The organism is candidate division TA06 bacterium (genome assembly GCA_016235665.1).
GTDB lineage: Bacteria > Edwardsbacteria > AC1 > AC1 > EtOH8 > UBA5202.
Genome location: JACRJI010000012.1, coordinates 261,117 through 280,714, shown reverse-complemented (window position 1 = coordinate 280,714; position 19,598 = coordinate 261,117). Strand labels below are relative to the sequence as shown.

The window sequence follows — 19,598 nt, the reverse complement described above, 5'->3', positions numbered from 1 at the left end:
TTCTTTCGAGATAGATTTATTTATAAGGAAACCATGAATTCAGGAATATTTCCCTTGTTCATGGATTCATTGGTTACATAAATAGTTCCGGACTTCGGTATTATAATAAAAGGCCGGACCAAAGTCCAGCCTTTTTAAGCAATCTGATGCAGTGGATTGTTTTTATTCAGTGAACTGTTCTTCCGTTCATTTCCCCTTCTGAACATTATGCTTTACGATCTTGGCCTCGGAGATGTAGATCTCCTCCTCGCTGATGTTGGTGGAAAGATCGGCCACCCGTTCCAGGTTCCGGCTGACCAGGATCAGGTCCATGGCCCGGCCGATGGAGTCCTGCTTCTCCATCATATATGTCAGCAGTTCCCTGAATATCTGGTCCTTCAGGTCGTCCACCTGGTCGTCGCTTTTGCAGACCGCCCGGGCCTTGTCCGGGTCGTTGTTGACGAAGCTGTCCAGGCTGTCCTTGAGCATGCCGATGGAAAGCTCGGCCATCCGCGGGATGTCGATCAGGGGCTTCAACTCCGGCTGGGCCGCCAGCCGGATGGCGCTCTGGGCGATGTTCACCCCGTGGTCGCTGATCCGCTCCAGGTCGTTGTTGATCTTGATGGCCCCGATCAAAAAGCGAAGGTCCCCGGCCGCCGGCTGGTGCCGGGCGATAAGTGCGATGGCGTCCTCTTCTATCTCGATCTCCAGCCTGTCCACTTCCTTGTCCAGGTCAAAAAGCGACTGGGCCAGCACCGCATCCTTCTTCATCAGGGACTCTATGGACTGCTTGATCAGCTGCTCCACCTTGGCCGCCATCAACAACAGCTTTTCCTTAAGCTCCAAAAGCTCCCGGTCAAAATGTCTTTGTTCCATCTTTCTACCTCAGCGTAAGTTTGCTGTTTATAATTTAGTGGTCAGTGGCCAGTAGCCGTTATTCACTATGTTGTTTTACTGAATACAGGATACTGGATAGAGGATACCTGATTGCTTCGTTATCCGAACCTTCCGGTGATGTAATCCTCTGTCAGCTTCTGCGCTGGATTGGTGAACAGCGTCTTGGTCTCCCCGAACTCAATCATCTGCCCCAGCAGCATGTATCCCGAGAAATCCGAGACCCGGGCCGCCTGCTGCATGTTATGGGTGACAATGACGATGGTGTAATCCTTTTTCAGTTCCAGCATCAGCTCCTCCACCTTGGCGGTGGCGATTGGGTCCAGGGAGGAGCAGGGCTCGTCCATCAGGATCACCTCCGGCTCCACCGCCAGCAACCGGGCCAGGCACAGCCGCTGCTGCTGGTCCAGGGGAAGGGAGATCGCCGGCTGATGTAGTTTGTCCTTGAGCTGGTCCCAAAGCCAGGCGGCCTTCAGGCTTTTTTCCGCCGTCTGGTCCAGGGTACTTTTATCGTTCGTTCCGGCCACCTTTAAGCCGTAGACCACGTTCTCGTAGATCGACAGCGGGAAGGGGTTGGGCCGCTGAAAGACCATTCCCACCCTCTTCCGGAGAAGTTCCACATCGGTGTTCCGGTCATAGATGTTGACCCCGTCCAGCAGGGCCAGGCCCTTGATCCTGACCTCGGAGATCAGGTCGTTCATCCGGTTCAGGGAACGGAGCAGGGTGGACTTCCCGCAGCCGGAAGGGCCGATCAAAGCGGTGATCTGCCGGTCATAGACCGGCATGGAAACTGCCTTCAGCGCCTGGAAACTGCCGTAGAAAAGGTCCAGGTCCTTTATTTCAATTTTTAGATCCATTGCAAATGCTATATTATGACCTTTGTTTACAAAACCAACTCCAAACTTACCACTTTTTTCATCCGCAGATTTATCAGATTTACACAGATTATCTATTCGACTTTAAATCGTTTTATATAAAAAAAAGAGTGGTCATAATCTGCGTTAATCTGCGGATAAGAAGGTTTCCCGGTATCAGCCGAACCTTCCGGTGATGTAGTCGCTGGTCCGCTTGTCCTTCGGAGCGGTGAACATCTGCTGGGTGGCTCCCTCCTCCACCAGTTTCCCCATCAGGAAGAAGGCCGTGCGGTCGGCCACCCGGGCCGCCTGCTTGGTGTTGTTGGTGACCAGGATCACGGTATATCTTTCCTTTAAGATGGTCAAGGCCTCCTCGATCTTGGCGGTGGAGACCGGGTCCAGCCCGGAGCAGGGCTCGTCCAGCAGGATCACCTCCGGCTTCAGGGCCAGGATCCGGGCCAGGCACAGCCGCTGCTGCTGGCCGCCGGAAAGCCTTAGGGCCGAAGTCTTCAAACGGTCCTTAACCTCGTCCCATAAGAAAGCCGCCTTTAAGGAGCTCTCCACCACTGCCTCGTCATGCTTCCATCCCCGGCCGGCCGAAAGTTTGGGGCCGTAGATTATGTTCTCGTGGATGCTCATGGGCAGGGGCACCGGCATGGCAAACACCATTCCCACTTTTTTGCGCAGGCTGACCGCGTCATAATCCCGGCCGTAGATGTCCTCCCCGTCCAGTAGGACCTGGCCCTCGGTGGTAAAGCCGGGCTGCAGTTCGTTCATCCGGTTCAGGGCCCGGAGAAAGGTGGTCTTGCCGGAGCCGGACGGCCCGATTACGCCCAGTATCTGATTGCTCTGGATCACCAGGTCGATCTCCTGGAGAAGCGGGTCCGGACCGTAATGGACCGAAAATTTATTCAGTGCTATTTTGACTGGCATTTGTTCATCTTTATGCTCTTTTGGCTACCATCCGGTTCATCATCCAATAGGCCAGCAGGTTCACCGAGAGTACTGCGATGATCAGGGCCGCCGCCGTCCCGTAGGCATTCTCGGGCGAGATGCCCTCCCGGGCCAGCAGGTAGAAGTGCACCGCCATGGTCCGAACCGAATCGAAGACAGAGGCCGGCATCCTGAGAGATGACCCGGCGGTGAAGATGACGGCCGCCGTCTCACCCAAAGCCCTGCCCACACCCAGCATCACGCCGGTCAGGATCCCGGGCAGGGCATTGGGCAGGATCACCTTGTGCACAGTCTGCCAGCGGGTGGCCCCCAGCGAATAGCTGACCTCGCGGTAGGAAAGCGGCACCGCCTTGATGGCCTCCTCGGTGGTCCGGATGATAGTGGGCAGGATCATCAGGGCCAGGGTCAGCGAGCCGGCCAGAAGCGACCAGCCCATCTTCATGATGGTCACGAACAGTATGAAGCCGAACAGGCCGAAGATGATGGACGGTATTCCGGCCAGGCAGTCGGCCCCGAACCGGATCAGGACGGTCAGGCGTGATTCCCGGGTGTATTCGGTCAGGTAGACCGCCGTACCCACCCCCAGGGGCGCGGCCAGCAGCACCGCCAGCACGGTCAGGGATACCGAGCCCACTATGGCCGGGAAGATCCCACCGGCCCGGCCCATGTCCTGGGGCGAACCGGTCAGAAAGGCCCAGCTCAGCACCGGCAGGCCTTTCTGAAGCACGAAGACGATGATGAAGACCAGGGCGGTCAGGGTCAGCAAGGTGGCCGATCCCAGCACCGCCACCGCCGCCTTCTGGGTATGTTTGGGATCAAGTTTCATCGGCGGGCCTTTCTCTGCCTCATCACATAACTGGCGCTGAAATTGAGGATCATGATCACCACAAACAGCACCACCCCGGTGGCGAACAGGGCCTGGCGGTGCATTCCGGTGGCATAGCCCATCTCCAGGGCGATGTTGGCGGTCAGGGTCCGCACCGGCTCCAGGGCCGAGCCCGGGATCTTGACGGAGTTGCCGGTGACCATGATCACCGCCATGGTCTCGCCGATGGCCCGCCCCATGGCCAGGATGATGCTGGCCGCGATGCCGGACCGGGCGGCCGGCAGGGTCACCATCCGCACCGTCTGCCAGACCGTAGCCCCCAGGGCCAGGGACCCTTCCCGGTAGCTTTTGGGCACCGCCATGATGGAATCGATGGAGATGCTGATGATGGTGGGCAGGATCATTATTCCCAGGATGATGGAGCCAGCCAAAAGCGAAAGGCCCGGGCCGCCCAGATGGTCCCGGATCAGCGGGGCCAGCACCATCACCCCGATGAAGCCGTAGACCACCGATGGTATCCCGGCCAGCAGTTCTATGGCCGGCTTTATTATCCGCATCACCGTCCGGGGCACGAACTCGGTCAGGAACACCGCCCCGGCCACCCCCAGCGGCGCCCCAATGGCCATGGCCCCCAAAGTGACCCACAGGGTGGAAACCACCATGGGAAAGATGCCAAATTTTCCGGCCTGGGGATTCCACTGGGAAGAGAACAGGAATTCCCCTAACCCGTACCTGAAAATGAAGGGAAGCCCCTGGCTGATGATAAAAACGGCGATCAGCAGCAGGGCCGAAAGGGCCGAGAAGGCCACGGCCAGCAGCAGTTGCTGCATTATTTTTTCGCTGTTAACCGGCATTTTTTATTTTGCGTTTCAGTACTGTCAACAATGTTACTAACTACAGTATTCAAAATTCAGTATTCCGTATTCAGGAATTAGTTTCACTTGGCCGGGATCAGTCCGTTCTGCTGGATGGTCTGCTGTCCCTCGGCAGAAAGGATGTAATCTATCACGCTTTGAACCTCGGCTCCGGGCTGAGCCTTGGTCAAGAGGAATATCGGCCGCACCAGCTTATATTTCTGAGCCATGATCTTTTCTGTTGTGCATTCCTGTCCATCCAAAAGAACTGCTTTGATCTTCTCGTTCAACAGCCCGTGGGAAAGGTAGCCTATGGCTCCGGCGTCGTTGGCCACTGTTTCCCGGATGGTCCCGTTGGAGTCCTGGATCAGGGCGTTCCCGCTTAGGTCTATCCCGGTCACTATCTCTTCAAACGATGTCCTGGTGCCGGAGCCGGCCTCGCGCGAGACCACGGTGATGTCCTTGTCCGCCCCTCCGACTGCCTTCCAGTTCTTGATCTTTCCGTTGAAGATGTCCCGAAGCTGGTCGAGGGTAAGATCTTTCACTTTATTGGCCGGGTTTATCACCACCGCTATGCCGTCCCTGGCCACTATGGTGGCGTTGAGTTCCCTGGCTTCCGGGGGCAGGTTCACCAGGTCGGCCATCCCTATCTGGGCCGCCCCGGAAAGGGCCGACTGGATGCCAACTGCCGAGCCGCCGCCCTGGACCGTGATCGAAGCCCCGGGATTGGCCGCCATGTACTGCTCGGCCAGTTTCTCGGCGAAGGGCTGGAAAGCGGTGGAGCCGGCCAGGGTGATGGATTGTTTATTCTTGCCGCAGCCTAATATCAGGACTGCAGTTACCAGCACCATCAATGGTGACCTAAGCAGTTTAATCATCTTGCCTCCTCTTGGTTTGGAATTGGTTGATCCTTTGCATGATGAGTATATTACTCCAATATTTTAAGGGCATTAGCACAATGTTAAATCCGTGTTAAACAAAAAAAGAGGGGCACCTGCACCCTCTTTTGATTAAGGCAAAAATGACGATCTTTTTAGATTCCCGCCTTTTTGATTATGAAGTATACCACCCCAGAGATCAGGGCCGAACAGGGAATGGTCAGAACCCAAGCCCATACTATTTGGCCGGCTACTCCCCAACGTACCGCCGACATACGTTTAAGCGAGCCCACTCCCATTATGGCTCCGGTGATGGTGTGGGTGGTGCTGACCGGAACGCCCAGGGCCGAGGAGATGAACAACGATGTGGCGGCGCCAAACTCGGCGCAGAAACCGTCCACCGGGCGCAACTTGGCCACCTTCTGCCCCATGGTCTTCACTATCCGCCAGCCGCCGAACATGGTGCCTATGGCGATGGCCGAATGACAGGCCAGCACTATCCAAAGCGGTATTTCATTAAAATCCTTCGCCATGTAGCCTGCGCTGACCATTAACCCGGCAATGATGCCCATGGTTTTCTGGGCATCGTTGCCGCCGTGGCCCAGGCTATAGAATGCGGCTGAAACCAGCTGCCCTTTTCGGAAAAATTGGTCCACCTTGCTGGGCACCGCCCGGCGGAATAACCAGTGTACAGCCACTCCGTTCAATAGCCCCAGGGCCATACCCAATAATGGCGAAATAAAGATGAAAGCCACTGTTTTTAATATGCCAGACCAAATCAGCGACTCCGCGCCGGTCTTAAGGAGGGCAGCTCCTATCAGGCCGCCCATCAAAGCGTGGGAGGAACTGGTGGGCAGGCCAAAATACCAGGTAATCAGGTCCCACAGGCAGGCCCCCACCAAAGTGGCAAAGATCACTGCGGAATCTATGGTCCCCAGGCTCACGATCCCCTTGCTGATGGTGCTGGCTACATGGGTCTTGAATATCAGGAAAGCGACAAAATTGAAAAAAGCTGCCCAGAGCACCGCATGGCGCGGCGAAAGCACTCTGGTGGAAACAATGGTGGCGATCGAGTTGGCCGAGTCGTGGAAACCGTTCAAAAAATCAAAGAACAAGGCCAACAATATCAAAAATATTATAAGCGGCAGCATCAGGCGTTCTTCACCAGTATGGATTCTATGATGTTACTGATATCCTCGCTTATGTCCAGGCAGGTTTCCACACCTTCAAAGATCTCTTTCCATTTCATGACCGCCATGGCATCACTTTCATTCTCGAAAAGATCGCCTATCACATGATCCCGCAGGTGGTCGCCCTCGTTCTCCAGCCGGTTGATCTCGATACAGCAGACTAAAATGGGTTTGTGGTGCTTGCTGTTGCGAAGACTATTCAGGGCCTTGCCCAGACAGCCGACCGCCTGTTCTATCAGCTCGGAAAACTTGATCATGTCCGGGTGGACCCCGTTTATCTTGTATAGCCGCATCCTCTTGGCCACGCTGTACAGCATGTCCACCAAGTCGTCAAGTTCGAGGGCCAGTTTGTAGATATCCTCACGGTCAAAGGGAGTGATGAAACAGCGGTTGAGCTTGTCGATGATGTCGTGGGTGATCTCGTCGCACTGGTGCTCGATGTCCTTCATCCGCTCGATGCCGGCATCATCGAAGGTCCCACTGACAGCCAGCTCCTTGAAACTTTTGGCGGCGATGTTGATCACAGCGGCTTGTTTGTCAAAAAGATCGAAAAACTGCACTTCCTTGGGGATCAGGGAGAAACCCATGTTTGCCTCCAGAATTGTTTGATAGCTGATTGATTCGTTAAGATCATTGTATCATATTTCCGGTTTAATTTCTATACTATTAACGAATTTATCAATGAAATACATGAGACGATATTTTGTTCGATTGAATATCAAAAAAAATCAAGGACGGTTTTGGTTGCCGTCCTTGTAATCTTTTTCCTCGCAGGATAGTTGAAGCTATCTTTTCTGGTTGTAATGCCCGAGATTTTGAATTTTTCGAACAAAGGCTCTAATTTCCTGGGTGTTTGCAGAACTATCCCCGATGACTTCGCACCAAGCCAACGGCCTGCCACCAGCCAGCTGTATCACTGATTCCAATAAAGTGTCCTTGACCCCTTGGGATCTTGAGGTGAAAATTAGACAAGCCAAGTTCCGTAGGCTGTAACGGTATTCCTTTAATAAAGCCCTTATCTCTGGTGGCAGTTCTATGCCTCCAGTAGTAAAACATAGGATTATGGATTCATACCACAAAGTTTCATTTTTCAAAGTATCGGCTTTGGACGGAAGTTTTAGAAAATACTTGATTATCCTCCATAAAGCAAAGCTTTTCCCAGCCTTAAGTTCCTCCACCTGGCAATCCAGGTCTTTTCTTATTTCATCCACTATGATAAGTTGTTTTTGGTCCAGACCATAGTGTATTATAAGAATATTCATTTTCCGTTCTCCTTTCTATATATTAACCAAATCTTCCAGTTATATATTCCTCGGTGGTCTTGTTCCGAGGCTTGGTGAATATGGTCGAAGTATCCCCGTATTCTATCAGCTTGCCCAGCATCAAAAATGCCGTCTGGTCCGAGACCCGGGCCGCCTGCTGCATGTTGTGGGTCACGATGACGATGGTGTATTTTTCCTTCAGTTTGAAGATCAGTTCCTCGATCTTGGCGGTGGCTATAGGATCCAGGGCCGAGGCCGGTTCGTCCATCAGGATGACTTCCGGCTCCACCGCCAGGGCCCGGGCGATGCAGACCCTCTGCTGCTGCCCGCCCGAAAGCTCCATGGCCGAGCGCTGCAGCCGGTCCTTGACTTCGTCCCAGATGGCCGCCTCCTTAAGCGATTGCTCCACCACTTCCTCCAGTCTGCCCTTGGAATATGCTTTCTCGCCCATCCTCAGCCCAAAGGCCACGTTTTCGTAAATGGACTTGGGAAAAGGATTGGGCCTCTGAAAGACCATCCCCACCTTGCGCCGCAGTTCCACCACATCTATGTTTTTGTGATAGATGTCCTCCCCGTCCAGCAATATCTCCCCCTCGGTGGTCACTCCCTCTATCAGCTCGTTCATCCGGTTGATGGACCGCAGCAGGGTGGATTTTCCGCAGCCCGACGGCCCGATGATGGCGGTCACCTTTTTTTCGGGAATGTCCATGGAGATCTCCTCCAGGGCCTTGGTGCGGTGGTAGAAGAGGCTGAAATCAATTATTTCCAAGCGGTTTTCCCTTGTTTCCATTCTATCTTCCTTTGCTAAGCTGTCTTCTGGTGCGGGATCTGATGATGATGGCGATGATGTTCAGTGAAAAGGTCAATGCCAGCAGGACCAGGGTGGCGCCCATGGCTATGGGCACGGTGGCGTCTATGTCCGGTGACTGGGTGGTCATCACAAAGATGTGATAGCCCAGGGTCATGAACTGGTCGGTGGGCAGTTTGGGCAGGTAAGGCAGGTAATAGGCCGCCCCGGTGAACATGATGGGCGCCACCTCGCCGGCTCCCCGGCTGATGGTCAGCACCACGCCGGTCAGTATGCCGGGAATGGCCTGGGGCAGCACCACATGCCGGATGGTCTGCCATTTTGTGGCCCCCAGGGCCAGGGCCCCGGCCCGCTCCGCCTGGGGAATGGCTCTCAGGGCCTCCTCGGTGGCCACGATGATGATCGGAAGGTTCATCAGGGCCAGGGTCAGCGAGGCCCAAAGGATGCAGGGCTGGCCGAACAGTCCGCTCTGTCCCAAAGACCGGTCGATCCCGTTGCCGATGAACTGGATGAAGAAACCCAGCCCGAACAGGCCGAAAACGATGGAAGGAACCCCGGCCAGGTTGTTGACCGCCCCCCGGATCAACCTGGTCAATATAAAATCTGGCCGGGCGTACTCGTGCAGGTAAACGGCCGTGGCCACGCCCACCGGCACCACCGCGATCAGCATCAGGATCAATGAGAACACCATCCCGAATATGGCCGGGAAGATCCCGCCCTTGGTCATGCCGTCGCGGGGCGGCTGGCTCAGGAACTCCCAGCTCAGGCTTTTATAACCGCCGGCTATCACAGCCGCAAGGATGATTGCCAGGATGGCCAATATCAACAGGACCGCCGTTCCGGTCAGGCCGATCTTTACCTTGTCGCCGATTTTTCTTAATTTTGTCTGATAATTCATATGCCGCCTATTTCTTTGCTCCATACAGTTTGTTCATCAGACTGTCGAACAAGACCCAGGAAGCGGTGTTGATCACAAACGTGACCAGGAACAAGGTCAGGCCTATAAAGAACAGGGCATGATAGTGGCCGCCTCCGAATACCACCTCTCCCAGCTCGGCCGCGATGGTGGCTGTCATGGTCCGGGTGGATTCCAGCGGGTTGAAGGAGAACAGCGGGGCGTTGCCGGCGGCCATCAGCACCACCATGGTCTCGCCCACCGCCCGGCCCATGCCGAACAGCACCGCCGCCGAGACCCCGGGCAGGGCCGCCGGCAGCACCACTTTTACCGCGGTCTGCCAGGGGGTGGCGCCCAGCCCCAGGGCCGCCTCCCGGAAAGATCTGGGCACGGCATTGATGGCATCCTCGGCCAGCGAATAGATGGCCGGGATAACGGCAAATCCCAGGGCGATGCCGGCATTGACCGCGTTCAGACGGTAGGTCCAGCCGAAGATGTTTTTCAGGAAAGAGGCCATTATTATCAGGGCAAAGAAACCCAGCACCACCGAGGGGATCCCGGCCAGCAGTTCCACCACCGGTTTGATGAACTCCTTGAGCCGGCGCCCGGCGAACTCCGAGCTGTACAGTGCCGCTCCGACAGCGGTTGGTACCGCAAAAACCAGGGCTATCAGGGTCACTTTTAAACTGCCCAATATTATCGGCCACAGCGAGAACCGGGGGTTGTCCGACACCGGCTGCCATTCAATTCCATTGAAGAACTTCCCAAAGGTTATCTCCTTCATCACTTCCCGGCTGAAGAAGATCGGCAATGACTCCCGCAGGATGAACAGGAATATCAGGAACACCGCTATGATGGCCAGTATGGCGGTGAACTTGATGTTGCCCTCTATCAGCGATTCTCCAAGGTATTTGAATCTTTTTTTCTGGAGGCTCATAAATATTTCCCTTTGATAATGCCCAAATCCAGGGAACAATGGAATAGCCAAAGTCCCCTGGATTGCTTATTCATAACATTGACCGGTTTATTTTATCGTAAAATACCCGACTTTTTTCACTATCTCCTGTCCTTCGGGAGAGAGGACCCAGTCCACCATTTTTTTCATCTCACCGGAAGGCTTGCCCTGCAGGTACCAGTAAAGGTTCCGGGCCAGTGGATACTGTCCGCTCTTGACGGTTTCGGTGGTGGGCTTAAAGCTGCCCTTGGCGGTCTTGATGGCCACTTCCTTGACGCCCTTGGCATAGGCGGCTCCGCCGTAACCTATCCCGTAGACATCCTTACCCACGGCATTGACCACCGCCGCGGTGCCCGGCAGGGACTGCATGCTGGATGTGTAATCGGCGTTCTTCATGGCCGCTTCCCTAAAGAATACATAGGTGCCCGAGCTGTTCTCGCGGCCGTAGACGATGATCTTGGCGTCCGGCCCTCCCAGCTGCGACCAGTTGGTGGTGTACCCGGTGTAGATATCCTTGATCTGGTCCAGGGTCAGCTCGTTGATGGGATTTTTTTCGTTAAGATACAGGGTCACCCCGTCCTTGGCCACTGGGATCTCGTATCCCAGGCTGAAATACCGGTCCCGCAGTTTCTGTTTTTCCGAATCCTTCATGCTGCGGGAGGCCTGGCAGATGTTGGTGGCGCCGTTGATCAGGGCGGCGATGCCCACCCCCGACCCGCCGCCGGTGACCTGGATCACCACCCCCGGATGCTTTTCCATGTAAATCTCAGCCCAGCGCTGGCCCAGCAGCAGCATGGTGTCCGATCCCTTCAGGGTTATGGCCTTCCCGGCCAAAGACACCCCGCCCATTACTGCGATCAATGCCACCATCGCGATTATGATTATTTTTTTGGTCATTTTAATTTCTCCTTAATGTTTTTTTATTCTTAGAACTTGATCTGCATTTGGGCGATCAGCCGGTCGGTCTGGTAGGTCTTGTACTTGGGGTGCTGGTCCAGGATCATCATGCCGGTGTTGTAAAGGGTGCGGTCGGCCGACAGGGTAAAGCGAACCGCGTCATCCCACCAGTAATTCAAGGCCGCCGAGAGATTCGAGGTCTGGTCGTACTTCAGGTCGTTGGCGGTCCCGCCGTACAAAGTGGTGTCGGAAGAGGTGTTGGGATCGTAGGTGTCGGCCCGGAAAGCCAGACCGAACTTTTTCCCGATGTTCTGAACCAGCATCACATATCCGCCCAGCACCTTTTTGCCGGTCTGAATGCCCTGGACGCCTTCGGCCAGCAAAGCCGTTCCGCCGATGGGCAGGAACTGGTAATAGGCTTCCAGCGAACCGCCCAGCCGGCCCTTGTAGTAATTGGTGGAGGTAGCCGAGGTCTTCTCGCTGCCGTCATAATAGGAAGCTGTCAGGGCCACCACCCCCAGGTCGGCCTTGGCCCGGGCGATGAAATCCTTGGGCTTGGTGGGGTCGTTCCAGGTAAAGGTGCTGTTGTCAATGCCGTAGCCGTTGTAAACCCCCAGGTCCACTACCAGCGATGCCAGCGGTCCCATTTTGGTCAGCGGAGTGAACGACAATTTTACGCCGCGGTCGCGCTCGCCTTTGAACAATTTACCGGAGGCGGTGGAGCGTTCCGGCAGCTCCCGCACCGAGGATGACCTTTCTATCTCCACCCCGAACGGCCAGTTCATCTGGCCCATGGTCAGTTTGAAGCCCATCGGGGTCCAGGGTTCGGACAGGGTTACCCAGGCCTCTTTCAGGGAAACAGTATTCTTGGAGAAGTCGGGGTAGATGCAATACTGGGAGGTGGTGCTGGGTGTATAAACAAATTTGATCCGGCCCCGGCGGACGTAGAACCAGCTGGAGTCTGCTCCTTTGTCCACGGCGTTGGGCAGGGTGTCTATCTTGATGTTCTTGAAGTATTCAGCCCTGGTCTGGAGATAGCCCGATACTTTAAGTTTGCTCAGTCCCGCGATGGAACTCTCGGCGGTCAACAGCCTTTCATCCAGCCCGTTCACCCGGTCGGAGACCACAGACACCTGCTCTTCGGTGTTGGTGTTCTGCCCGGCAGTGGAAGAAATCTGTTCCATCTGCAACTTGGTCGCGCTCAACTGCTGGTTCAAGACATTGACCGTTGAACTGAGATACTCCACCTGTTTCTTTAGCTCCACCACTGTGGAGTCCGGTTTGGCCTTCCTGGCCGTCTGGGCCGAGGCCAGGCTGGCGGCTGCCAGCACCGCCAATCCAGTTAAAACGACCTTGTTGAATCCCATGGTGGTTCCTTTCTTTTTCTTTTTCTTTTTCATTTTTATTTTCCTTTTTGCAGTTCAATGCCGTAATTATATATTTATAATATTTCGTCCGCTTTCCCGCCAGATTAAAAGCGTGTTAAGCCGGATCGACCTGCCCCAGGGCCCCGCCCTGCGAACCATACAGGGCGAGCTTGCCCTTTAAATGATCTCCGATGAAATCCAACAGGGCTTTAAACTGGGAACCGGTTATCACATCTTTGGTGGCTTTGTGAGTTATCGCTTCCCTCAGCCAGGCGGCTCCCCGGCCGGGAAACACCGTATAAGCCTGCCCCAAAGCCTCTATGGTATGGGCATCTGAGCCTCCTACCCCGGCCAGCTTTGCCACCTTGCTGTTATAGGCCTTGGTGTACCGGTTGCTGAAGGTTTCAGTCAAGGCTCCGTTGGCCACCTCTATGGCATCGAATTGGAGCTGCTCCGCCAGCCGCCCCACTCCGCCGCATTTGAAAAGCTTGAGCCAGAGCGAGAACGGGTGCACCGCTACCGCCAACCCGCCCTGGCGGTGGATCTCGTCCACCGTGGCCCGGGCGGTCATCAGGGGCCTGATCCTTTCTTTCAGGTAAAGTCCCACCACATGCCCGTCCGAGGTGGTGATCTCTTCCCCGACGATCACATCTACTTTCAGGCCCCACCGCTCCGCCAGTTCCCGGGCCTTTACGGCCCCTGCGATCTCATTGTGGTCGGTGATAGCTATGGTGTCCAGTCCCGTTTCCACCGCCCGGCGCAGCACCTGCATCACGGTGGCGGAACCGTCCGAATAGTTGGTGTGAATGTGAAGATCGGCTTTACCCATATTAATTGCCTCCTGTTTTCGGGCTTCGGCTTGGCAGCCGGTTTTGTCTGACGGGCTCCGGTCCGCAAATTCCGCTAAGAATAAGTAGGCCGGCCAGCAACAAAAGATAAAACACTCCTACTATGACCACACCATAACGTACCAAAAATGTCGCTTCACTTTTCATCCCGACCATCCCTTTTAAGTTTACGGAGCAAATATAACCCGGCTGCGTTTCTTCCCCGTATGGCTTATGTTAATTTAATGTAAAATGGTTTGGCGGGAAATTAACCACCCCTTAACATTGCCTTCACCTCTTTTTCACTTTACAATGGCCCTGTTTTTTATTATCATTATCATATAGCGGTTTTCAAAAAACAATTTTAACCGGGGGGAATATGAGCAAGCTTATTTATATAGTGGAGGACGAGCGGGACATCGCCGACCTGGTGGAGCATTATCTGAAAAAGGACGGCTTCAGGTCCGAGTCCATTTCCGACGGCCAACGGGCCCTGGAGCGCATCCACCGCCAGCCCCCGGACCTGCTGGTGCTGGACCTGATGCTGCCCGGGATGGACGGCCTGGAACTTTGCCGGATCCTCCGTTCCGAGCCGGCCACCAAAAGGCTGCCCATCATCATGCTGACCGCCAAAGCAGAGGAGACAGACAAGATTGTGGGCCTGGAGATGGGGGCCGACGACTACCTGACCAAGCCTTTCAGCCCCAAGGAACTGATGGCCCGGATCCGGGCCGTCTTCCGCCGCAACCAGCCCCCGGAGGAAGCCAAGGCAGTATTGAATTACGGAAAGATAATCCTGGACGGAGAACGCCACCTGGTCAGCGTCAGCAAAAAGGCAGTGGAACTGACCGCCAAGGAATTCGGCCTGCTGGAGTACCTGCTAAAGCGCCCCGGCCGGGTGCTCTCCCGGGACCAGATCCTCAATGCCGTCTGGGGCCAGGACTACTACGGCGGCAACCGGACGGTGGACGTCCATATCCGGCATCTGAGGAAAAAGATCCCCCTGCTGGACGCGGCCATCCTGACGGTCAAATCCTTCGGATACAAACTTAAAGAGGAAGAATGAAGCACCCCAGCCTTAAAATAAAACTGGCCTCGGCCGGACTGGTCTCGGTCCTGGTGGTGTTGAGCGGATTCTCCCTTTACCTTTATTTCAACACCCGGCAGCACCTGCTGAGCCTGGCCCTGGACGGGCTGCAGGGACAGGCCCAGCTGATAAGTTCCGTGATCTCCCAAAAGCTGGCGGATGACCCGGGAGCCAACATTGATTCCCTGGCCCAGGTCCAGGCCGCAGCCCTGGCCAAACGGGTGACCGTCATCGACAGCCTGGGCCGGGTGCTGGGCGATTCGGATGAGGATGCTGCCGGGCTAAAGGCCATGGACAACCATCTGGGGCGGCCGGAGGTCGCCCAGGCCAGACAAAAAGGCCAGGGCCATACGGTGCGGTACAGCCGGAGCCTTAAAGTGGAGATGATCTATTTTGCCGTTCCGATCATACGGGGAAACACTCTGTGGGGTTATTGCCGGATAGCCTGGCCCTGGGAGGGTTTGATAAATTACCAGAGACACCTGCTGGCGGGGGTAATCATCGGGCTGGTTCTGAGCGCGGCCCTGCTTTGGCTGCTGGTCAGCCTGGCCTGGCACCCCGAGATCGAGGCCATCAGGGATGTTGAACAGACCGCCTGCCGGCTTTCATCCGGCGATCTGAAAGCCCGGGCGCCCATGACCAGAGGCAGCCGGGAGACGGCCCTGGTAGCCCGGACCCTTAACCAGCTAGCCCAGTCCTGGGAAGGCACGGTCAACGACCTGTCCGAGCAAAAAAGCAACCTGGCCGCGGTGCTGGAGGGAATGAGCGAAGGGGTGATAACCCTGGACCAGCGTCAGGTGATCAGGATGGTGAACCATGCCGCCGCCGAAATGTTTGGGCTGGACCCACGGCAGGCTTTAGGCCGCTTGCTTTTGGAGGCCATCCGCAGCCCCATCATGGAGCAGCTGATAAAGGAACAGCGGGAATGGATCGAGTTGGAGTGGGAAAAAAGATATTACATCGTCCGGATAGCCGCCATCAGGAACCAGGACGGCCCCCGGGGCTGGGTGTTGGTGTCTTCTGACATCACCCGGCTGAAGATGCTGGAACGGATCCGCAAGGATTTCGTGGCCAACGTTTCCCATGAGCTCAAGACCCCGCTTTCGGCCATCAATGGTTTTTCCGAAGCCCTGCTGGACGGCGCCCTGAACAACCGGGAACAGCTGGAGGATTTTCTTAACCGGATCCACACCCAATCACTGCGGATGAGCAAATTGGTTAACGACCTGCTGGAACTCTCAGCCATTGAGTCGGGTAATTACACCCTCAATAAGATCCCCTCTATTGTAGGCCCCCTGCTGGAACGGACCGTTGATAATCTAAAACCCCGGATCGCCGAAAAGAGCCATCTGGTTCATACCGATGACCGGACCGGTCAGCAGCCAGTCCAGATAGATCCCGATAAGATGTTCTCGGCCCTGGGCAACCTGTTGGACAATGCCGTCAAGTACTCGCCCCCAAACAGCCGGATAGACCTGGCGGCCGAGATCCGGGAAAATGCCCTGATACTGACGGTATCCGACGACGGCCCCGGCATCAGCCGGGAAAACCTGCCCCGCCTGTTCGAGCGGTTCTACCGGGTGGACCGGGCCCGGTCCAGGGAAATGGGCGGTACCGGCCTGGGACTGGCCATCGTCAAACACATCGCCGAGCTTCACGGGGGAAGTGCCGGAGCCGAAAGCGTTTTGGGAAAAGGCAGCCGTTTCTGGATCAATATCCCCCTGGCCAGCCTCAGTTAAAACTGACATGGCTGGGTGATCACCACCGCAACACTATTCACGATTGACAAAGTGTTATTTGTATTGTATATTGGTTTCCAATGATTCCCTTTAATTTTACCATTAGAAAAATGAGAAACTTTCTTATCCTTATTATGCTGGCGGCCGCAGCCTCATCACTATCTCCGGCCGCAGTAATCCGGCAGGACAATTACGGGCCGGGGGTGGAACACGACCTGGCAGTCGTTTCCATCGATACTCCGGCCGACCTTTTGGTGCCGCCGGGAATGCCCTTTTACCCGGCCTTCACTTTGGAGAATTTTGGCATTTATTACGAGGACAGCGTTTGGGCTTACTTTGCCATAGAGGACAGCCTGGCCCAAAGGGTCTATTTCGATTCCCTGATGATGACCGACAGCCTGGCCCCGGGTTCTGGAAAGCAGCTTGTTTTAGGGACCTCCTTCGCTCCGGAATCGCTGATGAAGTATACCGCCACGGCTTGCCTGGTCCTGGCCGGGGACGAAGTCCCTTTCAACGACACCCTGCAGCAGGAGTTCACCACCTTTGAATATACCGGCCGGATCGAGGGTTTTGTCACTGATGACAACGCCGGGGGCATCCCCCTGGACGGGGCGGTCATCACCGCCGCCAGCGCGGGTGTATTTCTGTCAGATACTTCTGTTTCCGGCAATTACGCTTTCCCCTCGGCCCCCGTCGGCAGCTATACCATTACGGCCGGCAAGGCGGGTTACTTTGACTCCGTGGTGACCGCCGTCAGCCTCACGGTAGGTGCGACAATAGCGGTGAACTTTTCCCTCGGCTACCCCGCGGTAGTTTTGAACCCGGCGGAATCGGTCAGCGTTCTCCTGTCCCCGAATTCGATCGATTCCACCCAATACCTTCATTTGGAGATAGGCGGAACCAGGGACCTGCAATATACTGTGGAATGGCCGGAGCAGACGGCTAAAAGCAAATCGTTCTCCGATTCCCTTTGGGGTCTGGAGGTAAGCGGCCTCACCGGCGACAACCTTTGCCTGGGGGTGGAATACGACGGCACTAATTTGTGGGTGTCTGGAGCGGCCAGCGATCCCGCCTCCGATCCCAATTATCTTTACAAGCTTGATAAAAGCGGCTCCCTGCTGGCCAGCTATCCCCAGCCTTCCGGAAACGGCTGGGGCTGGCGCGATCTGTGTTTTGACGGCTCTTACCTTTACGCAGCTTCCGGCGATTCGATAGAACAGATAGACACTGCCAGCGGTGCGCCCACCGGATTGAAGATATACGCCCATACCAGCCCCTGCCGGGGACTTGCTTATGATCCGGCGGCCGACTGTTTTTATACCGCCAATTATTCCGATGATATCCGCCTGGTAAACCGCGACGGAAGCCTGGCAAACTCCTGGCCCAACAGCAAGAACATCTTCGGCCTGGCCCTGGATGCCACCGCTCCCGACGGCCCCTGGCTCTGGGTCTTCAGCCAGGATGGATTTCCCCAGGTTCAAGCCAGCCAGTTAGACCCTTCCTCCGGCAGTTATACCGGAGTTTCGTTCCAGTGCCAGGCCGCCGACCCGGCCAACGCCTGCGCTGGAGGCGCCACCTTCAGCACCGGTTTGGTGCCGGGGCGGGGCATCCTGCTGGGCCTGCTGCAGGATGCAACCGACCGGCTGGTAGGGTATGATATCCGCCCCCACAATGCGCCCTGGCTGACCTTATCCAAAACCAGCGGCAGTTTTACCCCGCCGGACAGCGACAGCATCCGGTTGATCTTTAATAACGCCGGATTGGACAGCAGCCTAACCTACCGGGCGTTGGTGAAAGTGTTCGATCAAACGGGCACTGTCCGTGATTCGGTCACGGCAATCCTTAACTCCCCTACCGGGGTTGAAGGCAATGATATATCCGGTGATATTTTGACCGGCAGAATGTCTCTCAGTACCGCCCCCAATCCGTTCAGCCAACGAACAATGATCAATATACAGTTGACTAAACCAGGTCCGGCCAGCCTCTCGGTCTACAACATCTCAGGGCAGCAGGTCAGATCGATTATGCCTGTCAGCCGGATGACCAGCGGCATACATCCTTTCCTTTGGAATGGAACCGGCGACGGCGGAAGGAGACTGCCCAATGGCGTTTATTTTTTGCGGCTGCAAACCAAAGATGAACGATTGGTGCATAAAGTGCTTTTGTTGCGGTAATTCGCTGCCAATATGAAAAACCGGTTTGCATTGCAAACCGGTTTTTTTCTACCATTAGCCCTCAGTATCTGTTATCCCCTGGCCTTCTTCAAGGCTTCAATTTTCTTCCGGGCGCGTTCGGCCCCGTTCTTTGCTCCGTTGTGACCTGGATCGGCCCGCAGCACTTTCTGCCACTGGGCTAAAGCTTTTTCATAATCCCCATCGGAATATAATTTCACCGCCTCCCGGTTCAGGGACTCGATCTCGGCGGAAGAAAGCGAAGAAGAGGATTTCGGCTCGGCCGGCCCGGCAGTCTTCTTTTGTCCTTCGGACGATGCCGGGTCTCCTCCCTTGGCCCGGCCGGTGGCCATCCGGTTGCTTTGGGATATAAGCTCTCCGGCATTGATGGTCACCGTGGCCTCGCCCTGCAGTATCTCGCTGCCCTGATAGTCCACCACCGCCAGCACTTTATACTGGCCGTTATACAGCCCTTCCAGCGGGATACGGAAGCGTCGCATAGAGGCTGGCAGCACTGGTTCATTTTCCCGGTTGATGGCAAAGTTCGTCTTACCGCCCCGTTTGAGATCGGTGACCTCCAGTGTGCCGGTGGGATTGCATATCATAGACCCGGAGTTGCTGATCCCCAGCACTGCATTGGCGTTTCCCCCGTCAATGCCTTTTTGAAAGGAAAGCTCCGTCAGGTCTGCCCTTTTCTGGCCCGTTCCCGGCACATTCTCAACTACCAGCGCACCAGGCAGGTTCTGATAGTCGCCGTTTGAAACATTGGTCTCAAAAAGAATCACCGCCATATAGGTGCCCTGGGCGCTCTGGGGGACTTCTATGGAGTATAGTACCTGCTGGCTGGCCCGGGGTGAAAGGCTGAATTCCGCCGGCTCAACCTTCAGCCATTGGCTGCAGCCGAATGAGACGTTCTTGTTGGTGTAAATTATCGCCCCATCCTCGGACATCCGGCAGTTCATTATGTTAACCTTTAGCCGCACTTTGTTCAAACCCTGGTTCTGCACATTTACATAACCGGTCTTGGCACCGCCAGCCTTGACCGATAGATCGATCTTACTGGGCCAGGCCATCAGGCCGGGCGTGGCCTGAGCCGGAACCTCGGCGGCCAGTTGGATCATCATGGCTGAAAATACTATGGCAAATAAAATGCGGTTCATA

General features: G+C 55.6%; 19 protein-coding genes. 3 read left to right on the top strand and 16 right to left on the bottom strand.

All coding sequences use genetic code 11. The features are described from left to right. Positions 1-186: 186 nt before the first annotated feature. From phoU to HZA73_07880, 15 genes are all read right to left on the bottom strand, one after another. Positions 187-855: a phosphate signaling complex protein PhoU gene (gene phoU, locus HZA73_07950; GenBank protein ID MBI5805963.1), complete on the bottom strand. Its 669-nt coding sequence runs from the start codon at positions 853-855 to the stop codon at positions 187-189. A gap of 119 nt (positions 856-974) precedes the next feature. Continuing rightward, a complete protein-coding gene (pstB, locus tag HZA73_07945) occupies positions 975-1,730 on the bottom strand; it encodes a phosphate ABC transporter ATP-binding protein (protein ID MBI5805962.1) in 756 nt (251 codons plus the stop codon). A 174-nt stretch (positions 1,731-1,904) separates the two neighbouring features. Beyond that, positions 1,905-2,660 (bottom strand): phosphate ABC transporter ATP-binding protein, encoded by a 756-nt coding sequence (locus HZA73_07940; protein ID MBI5805961.1) that lies wholly within the window; start codon positions 2,658-2,660, stop codon positions 1,905-1,907. A gap of 10 nt (positions 2,661-2,670) precedes the next feature. Further along, a complete protein-coding gene (gene pstA / locus HZA73_07935) occupies positions 2,671-3,507 on the bottom strand; it encodes a phosphate ABC transporter permease PstA (GenBank protein MBI5805960.1) in 837 nt (278 codons plus the stop codon). Beyond that, entirely contained in the window at positions 3,504-4,361 is an 858-nt protein-coding gene (gene pstC, locus HZA73_07930; protein MBI5805959.1) for a phosphate ABC transporter permease subunit PstC, read from the bottom strand. Before pstC (HZA73_07930) ends, pstA (HZA73_07935) begins: the two co-directional genes overlap by 4 nt. A gap of 83 nt (positions 4,362-4,444) precedes the next feature. Next, the gene (locus HZA73_07925) at positions 4,445-5,239 is read right to left on the bottom strand and encodes a phosphate ABC transporter substrate-binding protein (GenBank protein ID MBI5805958.1); all 795 of its coding nucleotides are present in this window, start codon (positions 5,237-5,239) and stop codon (positions 4,445-4,447) included. 155 nt (positions 5,240-5,394) lie between these two features. Beyond that, positions 5,395-6,390 (bottom strand): inorganic phosphate transporter, encoded by a 996-nt coding sequence (locus tag HZA73_07920; protein ID MBI5805957.1) that lies wholly within the window; start codon positions 6,388-6,390, stop codon positions 5,395-5,397. After that, on the bottom strand, positions 6,390-7,016 hold the full coding sequence (locus HZA73_07915; protein MBI5805956.1) for a DUF47 domain-containing protein: 627 nt from the start codon (positions 7,014-7,016) through the stop codon (positions 6,390-6,392). Before HZA73_07915 ends, HZA73_07920 begins: the two co-directional genes overlap by 1 nt. Before the next feature lie 198 nt (positions 7,017-7,214). Next, on the bottom strand, positions 7,215-7,691 hold the full coding sequence (locus tag HZA73_07910; protein ID MBI5805955.1) for a hypothetical protein: 477 nt from the start codon (positions 7,689-7,691) through the stop codon (positions 7,215-7,217). 22 nt (positions 7,692-7,713) lie between these two features. Next, entirely contained in the window at positions 7,714-8,481 is a 768-nt protein-coding gene (locus HZA73_07905) for a phosphate ABC transporter ATP-binding protein (GenBank protein MBI5805954.1), read from the bottom strand. A gap of 1 nt (position 8,482) precedes the next feature. Next, positions 8,483-9,397, bottom strand: coding sequence for a phosphate ABC transporter permease PstA (gene pstA / locus HZA73_07900; protein MBI5805953.1), 915 nt, complete (start codon positions 9,395-9,397; stop codon positions 8,483-8,485). Between the two features lie 7 nt (positions 9,398-9,404). Then, on the bottom strand, positions 9,405-10,274 hold the full coding sequence (pstC, locus tag HZA73_07895) for a phosphate ABC transporter permease subunit PstC (protein MBI5805952.1): 870 nt from the start codon (positions 10,272-10,274) through the stop codon (positions 9,405-9,407). Between the two features lie 144 nt (positions 10,275-10,418). Then, positions 10,419-11,246 (bottom strand): phosphate ABC transporter substrate-binding protein, encoded by an 828-nt coding sequence (locus HZA73_07890; protein MBI5805951.1) that lies wholly within the window; start codon positions 11,244-11,246, stop codon positions 10,419-10,421. Positions 11,247-11,275: 29 nt separating this feature from the next. Beyond that, on the bottom strand, positions 11,276-12,646 hold the full coding sequence (locus HZA73_07885; GenBank protein MBI5805950.1) for a hypothetical protein: 1,371 nt from the start codon (positions 12,644-12,646) through the stop codon (positions 11,276-11,278). Between the two features lie 82 nt (positions 12,647-12,728). After that, positions 12,729-13,442 (bottom strand): PHP domain-containing protein, encoded by a 714-nt coding sequence (locus HZA73_07880; protein ID MBI5805949.1) that lies wholly within the window; start codon positions 13,440-13,442, stop codon positions 12,729-12,731. 377 nt (positions 13,443-13,819) lie between these two features. Between HZA73_07880 and HZA73_07875 the strand changes: the two genes are divergently transcribed. The 3 genes from HZA73_07875 to HZA73_07865 all read left to right on the top strand — a co-directional run bounded on the left by HZA73_07875 (position 13,820) and on the right by HZA73_07865 (position 18,440). Beyond that, complete coding sequence (locus HZA73_07875) at positions 13,820-14,506, top strand: response regulator transcription factor (GenBank protein ID MBI5805948.1); 687 nt, start codon at positions 13,820-13,822, stop codon at positions 14,504-14,506. Then, entirely contained in the window at positions 14,503-16,266 is a 1,764-nt protein-coding gene (locus HZA73_07870) for a PAS domain S-box protein (GenBank protein MBI5805947.1), read from the top strand. The genes HZA73_07875 and HZA73_07870 overlap by 4 nt, the downstream gene beginning before the upstream one ends. Before the next feature lie 110 nt (positions 16,267-16,376). Beyond that, positions 16,377-18,440: a carboxypeptidase regulatory-like domain-containing protein gene (locus tag HZA73_07865; GenBank protein MBI5805946.1), complete on the top strand. Its 2,064-nt coding sequence runs from the start codon at positions 16,377-16,379 to the stop codon at positions 18,438-18,440. A 71-nt stretch (positions 18,441-18,511) separates the two neighbouring features. Here the strand turns inward: HZA73_07865 and HZA73_07860 are convergent, their stop codons facing one another. Then, positions 18,512-19,597, bottom strand: a complete 1,086-nt coding sequence (locus HZA73_07860) for a tetratricopeptide repeat protein (protein MBI5805945.1) — start codon at positions 19,595-19,597, stop codon at positions 18,512-18,514. Position 19,598 lies beyond the last annotated feature (1 nt).